Here is a 6,853-nt window from a genome sequence, read left to right as displayed (position 1 = left end):
TGCCCTTGGTACGGGTATAGACCGCCGCCTGCCATTCATGCCCCTTGGGGCACAGCCACCAGATTTTCTGTCTGCTACCGTAGGATACCTGCCTTGGCGTCAACGGCCCGTTTTTGACCGGGTGCCATTGGGTCAGCAGGGCCAGTTCGTTTCGCTCCGCGCAGTAGTCATAGAGAGATATTCGCAAGGCCCATCCCCCCTTCATCACAGAATTCGTATTCCATTTTCTGTTTGCTTATCCACAGTAGACAGATAGGTTCCAAGCGGGAAAAAACGGCTTCCTATTGCCCGAAGGGCAGGTAGAAAGCCGCAGTAAAGCAGGCCACAAAAGCATTCCTTTTTGTGGCTTATATTTTCATGCCAAAATACGGTCGGTTTGCTTGTGCTTTTGGAAATGTTATGGTAAAATGACCATATAGTATGTAGTTTTATGATTTGAGCGCCCGTATTACTATGTCAGAATACGAATTCTGTGATTACGAAACCAGTCCCAGCCGGTCCAACTGTCGCTGGTGCTCCGCCCCGGAGGTCAGGAGGTAGATGCGGGTAGTCTCGATGCTGCTGTGTCCCAGCACATCCGCCAACTTCACGATGTCCCGGCTGGCCCGGTAAAAGGCTGTGGCGAACAGATGCCGCAGGTTGTGGGGAAAGACCTTGGACGGCTCCACCCCTACATATTTGCACACCCCCTTCATCTCCGCCCAGATCTGCCGGCGGCTGAGGGGCGCCCCGTTTCTGGTGAGAAAGATCTCGCCGGAGGCGGTCTTCTGCTGTTTGGCGTACTTCAGCAGCTTGCGACACAGCTTATTAGGGAGAAGGATGGTGCGGATCTTGCCTTTCAGGGCGATCTCCGTCCGCCCCGCTTTGGCGGCTTCCACCGTGATATACCGCACCTCGGATACGCGGATGCCGGTGGCACAGATGGTCTCCATCAGCAGGGCCAGACGCTCCTTGCCCTGAGATTTTGCTGCGGCGGTGAGGGCGTCGTAGTCGCTTCGTGTCAGGTCCCGGCTGTCATCCCGGAACATTCTCCGCTGGAGCTTGAGAAATTTCACCCGGCAGTCCGCAAATCCCAGAAAGTCCAGCAGGCCGTTCAGGGCGGAGAGCATGGCGTTGACGCTGGCGGGGGCGTAGCCCTGCTCCACCAGATAGGCTTTCCACGCCGCTGTTTGCTCCTTGGTGATCTCCCGCCCGCCCAGCCAGCGGGCGAAGCCACGAATGTCCCGGAGATATTTTTCAATGGTCGCCGCGCTTTTTTCCTCCAAGCGGAGGTTGTTTGCATACGCCTGGATATGTTCTGATATTGGCCTATACTTGTTCATAGCAGCCCCTCCTCAATGCTTCTATATGGCTATTTTACAGGTGCAGCAAAGCCCACAGCGGCAGATCCCGCTGTGGGCTTTTACGATCCTGTTCCCCTTGCCGTATGGATAGGTTGCCCATCGGCAGAGGGAAATAATGCACGGGTTAATGATTTGACTTTGAATCGATTTTTACAGCATCTTTGATCCCCTTCTGCTCGTTGTGACCGGCAAGCAAACCATACCGGAAGATGGTCGGAAAGTCGAGAGGAAAATTTGATCTAATACGTAGAAAATCGGATGAACGTGGAGCGGGTTCCCGATTTGCTCTTTCAAAGAAATAAGGTTTGATTAGGAACCCCTATCCTTGTTTATGGCATAGCACACCTTGCAGTGGTTCTGTGATGGAAATATCCTTTACAATCCCTGCAAGCCATAAAATAGTGACGAGGCCGTTGGATTCACCAACAGCCCCGCTTGTTGACAACATAACCAGCCACAGACGGCGCTGGAGCACTTGGAAATCACGCAGTCAAAGATGGCTTGAAAGGAGATGGAATCGAGAGGATAAGGCTAAAAATAAGCGGAAATTACACAAAAAAGTTTTCTCAGTTCTTTAATTTAGCATGCCAAAATTTGATTCCAATACCCCCTGTTTGGGAAGGCCCCTCTATTGTTTAATTGCCCTGCAAATTTTGATCTGGTTTTCGTTGCAAAAGAGTTGTTATTCTCTAACCGGATGGATGACGAGAGAAGCCGGAAAGGGAACCCCCGGCCTCCATTCATAGGAAGCCGGGGGTTGCGAAGTCGATATTTACTGGGTGCGGGTAAAATCAGGACAAAAAAATACTTCAAAAGCAGAAAAAGAGGATTGACAAAAGCTATGGTGCAGAGTATAGACATCTCTATCGTTCTGCGCGGCAGGTGCATTGCTCGAAAGGATGACAGCATCAATAAAGCATCAGAAATGTAAAGGACGAACTATTGCGAGTTGGCTAGTGTCTGGGACAGTAAGGAAGCTTTAAGCGTGCAGACTTCCACAGCCACTCCAAAACCACGTGCCGCGGGTTCGAATCCTTCTGCTTTTGATGTTGTACGCCACTTCTGCCGCACAGTTCAGGGGGAAACCTTGCTGTCAAAAAAGCCCCGGATTAGCTGTGCCCGGAGTTCCTGCTTTGCCAGTTCCCGCTCGTAGTGCCGTGCAAACTCTGAAGTCTTGGCATCCAGTGTCACATCTCCGTTAAACCGGGCCTCCACGGACAGCTTGATGCCGTAGGCCACCATTGCCCACCCGATGCCGCGATACCTGGGGACAGCGGTGCAGGTCGGACTGCTCTCGTCTGCCCCTCCATATAGATGATATGGACTGCCAAGACGTCCTCCTAGACCTCATAAGCGCCCAGGGCCACTAGTTCGCCCTCCCCAGTCTTGTGCGCATACACCGTAAGCTAGCTTGTCACGATATACTCGCTTGTCCAATCGGTCTGTCATTGGGACTTCACCGTGGTCTCCAGGTCCTGTCTGGCAACCCTGGACATCATGACCGGTACCTTCACAAGATCCCCATTCCAAACATGAAGCGCAAACCGTGCCATACCATCACTGTCCTTGTACATCTCTTGTGTTGAGTAATACCATACGGAATCTGAAAATAAAAGGTCTTTCCACAATTTATTTCATCATCCAGCGCCGCCACGAGTTCAAGAAGTTCGGCCGCGACTGAACCCGCCTCGTCATTCTCCTCGCATGTGCACATTCTTACCCCTTTCCGGTCCAGCTTTTTGCCCGCACGGCCCTTCTAAATGGTCCCCCACAGGATATCTCTGGAATATCCAAATCCCGTGCACAGCCGCCAGTAACAATGCGTTTGTTGGCTGGGGCCTGGGGTGCCGTCTGGCTGAGTGGTCGCGAGTCAGAGGCCGGCGGTACCCTCTGCCCCATATCCGTGCGATCGTCCCGGCTTGCGTGAGTTCGTGAAATCTGTTAAACCGTCTTTTACCTCTGGCGAGTTTGCTGGCACGGCCGCCTGCCGCCGTGCTCGCCGAATTGTCGGCGGTGCTGTATCCCGTCTACCGCCTCACCCGCCGCGGCGGCTGCCGCACGCTGGGGAGCCGGCGGGAACGTCCTGATTCGATTATGTGCCGGGAGGGCCGTCCGCTTCTTGGAAAGTGGACGGTCCTCCCGGTTTATGATCCTTCTGTTTTTTGCCTATTTCCAGGCGCTTCTTAAAAAATCCATGCTGAGGAACAAACAATGGTCACAAGACCGCCCGACATGCTGCCTCTAAGCCCTGGCTGTATTCCAGCGCCCGTTTAGCACAGCGGACACCGTCATCCAACGCCAAACACTCCATGGTCACCCATCCGTCATATCCCGTTTTCAGCAGTGCTTTTGTGCAGGAAAGGAAATCGATGTTTCCGCCGCCGGGATAAAAGCGATTGCCATCCGAGTAATGGACATAGCGGATCAGGTCCTTGTTCCGCAAAATCGCCTCATACATATCTCCGTCGTGGATGCGCATATGGTGGGTGTCGATCATCAGCCAAAACCGGCTGGAGTCCATCTTCCGCACAAAGGCCGCGCCCTCGTCCAGACTGTTGATGTAATTGATGACGTAGAGATTGATGGGTTCAAACACCACATCCACGCCCCGGTGCTCTGCCTCCACCTGGACCTTCTGCAAGTTTTTGATTAGACGCGCCTCCAGCTCATCATAGCGGGAAAAGTCATCAATAGCGCCCCGCATGGAGCCAAAGAGCACCATGCCGCCCACTTCTGCCGCCAGATGCACGTACTCGATCAGCCGGTCCACCGCTTTTCTCTGAATGTCGGGATCATCGGAGATCATGCTCAATCCATTTCCAAAATACTCCATGCCGGTGGTAATGGCAGGGATTGCCAAGTGATATGTCTTCATCAGTTCCAGAAGTGCTTTCACATTCCGGGTGGCCGGGTCCTTGATCTGCAGCTCCACGCCGTCATAGCCGCAGTCCGCCGCCGCCCGGAAGCACTTGCCGAAGGTGCCATGGAGCATGACGGGCGTATTCACGCCCACGGGTTCATCTGTAATGCTGATGGCATATTTCAACCTGTCCACTGCAAGTCCTCCTCACTCTTGTCCCAAATAGCTCTTCTGGATCTCACCATTGCTACGCAGTTCCTCTGCGGAGCCCTCCAGCACGATGCTGCCGGTCTCCATGACATAGCCCCGGTGGGCGATCTGGAGGGCGGCGTTGGAGTTCTGTTCCACCAGCAAGATGGTCATACCATCCTGGTTGATCTTTTGGATCGTCTGGAAGATATCGCTGATCACCCGCGGGGCTAGACCCAGAGAGGGCTCGTCCATCATCAGAAGCTGCGGATGCTGCATCAGCGCCCGTCCCACGGCCAGCATCTGCTGCTCGCCGCCGGACAGCGTGCCCGCCAGTTGCCTTTCCCGCTCTTTCAGCCGTGGGAACAGGCTGTATACGTATTCCAGATCCCGCTGGCTCTCTTTTGCGGCGGGCCGCAAGAACGCTCCCATCATCAGATTCTCCGCCACGCTCAGCTGTGCAAACACGTGACGCCCCTCCAGGCACTGGGCAATCCCCTGCTTGGAGATCTGATGGCTCTTCATCTTCTCGATGTTCTGCCCCATGAAGCGGATCTCACCGGAACCGCCCTTGCCCAGCAGTCCAGAGATGGAGCGGAGGGTCGTAGTTTTTCCAGCGCCGTTGCCGCCGATGAGGGAGACGATCTCCCCCTTGTCCACGTGCAGGGAAATGCCCTTAATGGCGTGGATCTGTCCGTAATAAAAGTGGTAGTCCACCAGTTCCAGCATTTTTTCAGGCATTAATTCCACCTCCCAGATAAGCCGCGATGACTTCGGGGTTATTCTGTATTGCCTCCGGTTCATCCAAGGCGATCATCTTGCCGAAGTTCAGCACCGCAATCCGGTCCGTGACCCGCATCACCAGCTTCATATCATGCTCCACCAGCAGGATGGTGATCCCCGCGTCCCGGATCTTCCGGATCATTTCCGTCAGTTCCACCTTCTCGGTGGAATTCATACCGGCGGCCGGCTCGTCCAGCAGTAGAAGCTGCGGTTCACTGGCCATCGCCCGGGCGATCTCCAGGCGCCTCTGCTCTCCGTAGGAGAGATTCTTGGCCAGCAGGTCCGCTTTTTTCTCCAAGCCCATGAACGTCAGCAGCTCCATACATTTTTCATGGATGGCCGCCTCCTCTTTCTTCTGGGCGGGCGTGCGGAAGATTGCCGCCGTCAGGCCGCTTTTGGATTTGATATGGCGGCCGCTTTTGACATTCTCCAGAACTGTCAGGTTGCTGAACAGGTTGATATTCTGATAGGTCCGAGCGATCCCCGCCTGGGCGATCTGATACGGCTCCATCTTTCCTAGCTCCCTGCCGTTGAAAGTGATCGAGCCAGAACTCAGCTTATGTACGCCGCTGACTAGATTGAATAGCGTCGTTTTTCCCGCGCCGTTGGGGCCGATGACGCCAAAGATCTGCCCCTTTTCCACCGTAAAGCCCACGTGGTCCACAGCCGTCAGTCCGCCGAAGCGGATGGTCGCCTCATGCAGCGTCAGCATGGTTCCCCCCCTTTCTTCGGTGTAGCAGTTCCCGGATAATGTCGATGATGCCGGAGATGCCCCGGGGCAGGAACAATAGTACCACCAGAATGAAGGCACCGTACACCAGCATCCGGTAGCTGCCCAGCACCTGCAGGCTTTCGTTGAGGACGGAGATCACCGCCGCACCGATCAGGGGCCCGGCGAAATTGCCCATCCCGCCGAAGAGCAGCATGGTCATGAACATGACTGACTGGGAGGTATTGAAGGTCTCCGGGCTGATAAAGCCCACGAAATGCGCGTACATGGCGCCGGCAAACCCCGTAAACACAGCGCTGATGGCAAAAGCCATTACCTTGTACTTCTGAACATTGATGCCGATGCCACCCGCCGCCACCGGATTCTCCCGGATAGCCAGGAACGCACGCCCCACCCGGGAGTTTATGATCCGCTGCTTGATGACCAGGAACAGCGCCACCATCACGATCATGAAGATAAGAAACCGGAAGTTGTTGTCCAGTTCAAAGCCGAAAATGCTGATATCCGGGATCCGGCTGACACCAGCCATGGCGTTAGTAAACTCCGCCCGGGACAGCACGATGTAGACTAACTGACCCACAGAGATGGTCAGCAGTGCCAGAAAGTGGTGAATCAGCTTAGAAGCCGGCAACGCCACAACGATGCCCAGGATCAAAGAGACCACACAGGCCGCCGGGATGGTCAGCCAGACAGAGAGCCCCAGCTTGGTGGTCATCAGCGCCGTCGTGTAAGCCCCTGCGGCATAGAACGCCGCGTGTCCCAGAGAGATCTGTCCAGAGTAACCGAATAGGACATCCAGGCCGGACACGGAGATCATATACATACACACGAAATTCAGTAGGGTCAGTATGTACTGCTGGTTTCTCAGGGCCATCAGCGCCGCGGCTAGCAGGACCAGGCAGACCACGGCCGTCAGGATTTTTTTCTTTTGGGTTTGCTGCATAGAAG

At 54.8% G+C, this 6,853-nt stretch carries 7 protein-coding genes; all 7 read right to left on the bottom strand.

All coding sequences use genetic code 11. The features are described 5' to 3' along the window. Window positions 1-187 (bottom strand): zinc-ribbon domain-containing protein (locus HMPREF1546_RS18430; RefSeq protein WP_198016076.1); only part of this gene is annotated, 187 nt, incomplete at its 3' end. A 289-nt stretch (window positions 188-476) separates the two neighbouring features. Further along, complete coding sequence (locus HMPREF1546_RS12855) at window positions 477-1,322, bottom strand: tyrosine-type recombinase/integrase (protein ID WP_021750014.1); 846 nt, start codon at window positions 1,320-1,322, stop codon at window positions 477-479. A 1,095-nt stretch (window positions 1,323-2,417) separates the two neighbouring features. Beyond that, complete coding sequence (locus tag HMPREF1546_RS18930) at window positions 2,418-2,582, bottom strand: hypothetical protein (protein WP_156909660.1); 165 nt, start codon at window positions 2,580-2,582, stop codon at window positions 2,418-2,420. A gap of 976 nt (window positions 2,583-3,558) precedes the next feature. After that, entirely contained in the window at window positions 3,559-4,398 is an 840-nt protein-coding gene (locus HMPREF1546_RS12845) for a sugar phosphate isomerase/epimerase (protein WP_021750023.1), read from the bottom strand. Between the two features lie 12 nt (window positions 4,399-4,410). Further along, window positions 4,411-5,133, bottom strand: a complete 723-nt coding sequence (locus HMPREF1546_RS12840; RefSeq protein WP_021750024.1) for an ABC transporter ATP-binding protein — start codon at window positions 5,131-5,133, stop codon at window positions 4,411-4,413. Beyond that, window positions 5,126-5,887, bottom strand: coding sequence for an ABC transporter ATP-binding protein (locus tag HMPREF1546_RS12835; RefSeq protein WP_021750025.1), 762 nt, complete (start codon window positions 5,885-5,887; stop codon window positions 5,126-5,128). The genes HMPREF1546_RS12840 and HMPREF1546_RS12835 overlap by 8 nt, the downstream gene beginning before the upstream one ends. After that, entirely contained in the window at window positions 5,871-6,848 is a 978-nt protein-coding gene (locus HMPREF1546_RS12830; protein ID WP_021750026.1) for a branched-chain amino acid ABC transporter permease, read from the bottom strand. The genes HMPREF1546_RS12835 and HMPREF1546_RS12830 overlap by 17 nt, the downstream gene beginning before the upstream one ends. Between the last annotated feature and the right edge of the window lie 5 nt (window positions 6,849-6,853).

Source organism: Oscillibacter sp. KLE 1745 (assembly GCF_000469445.2).
Lineage (GTDB): Bacteria > Bacillota > Clostridia > Oscillospirales > Oscillospiraceae > Oscillibacter > Oscillibacter welbionis.
This window is presented reverse-complemented; position numbering and strand designations above follow the sequence as displayed.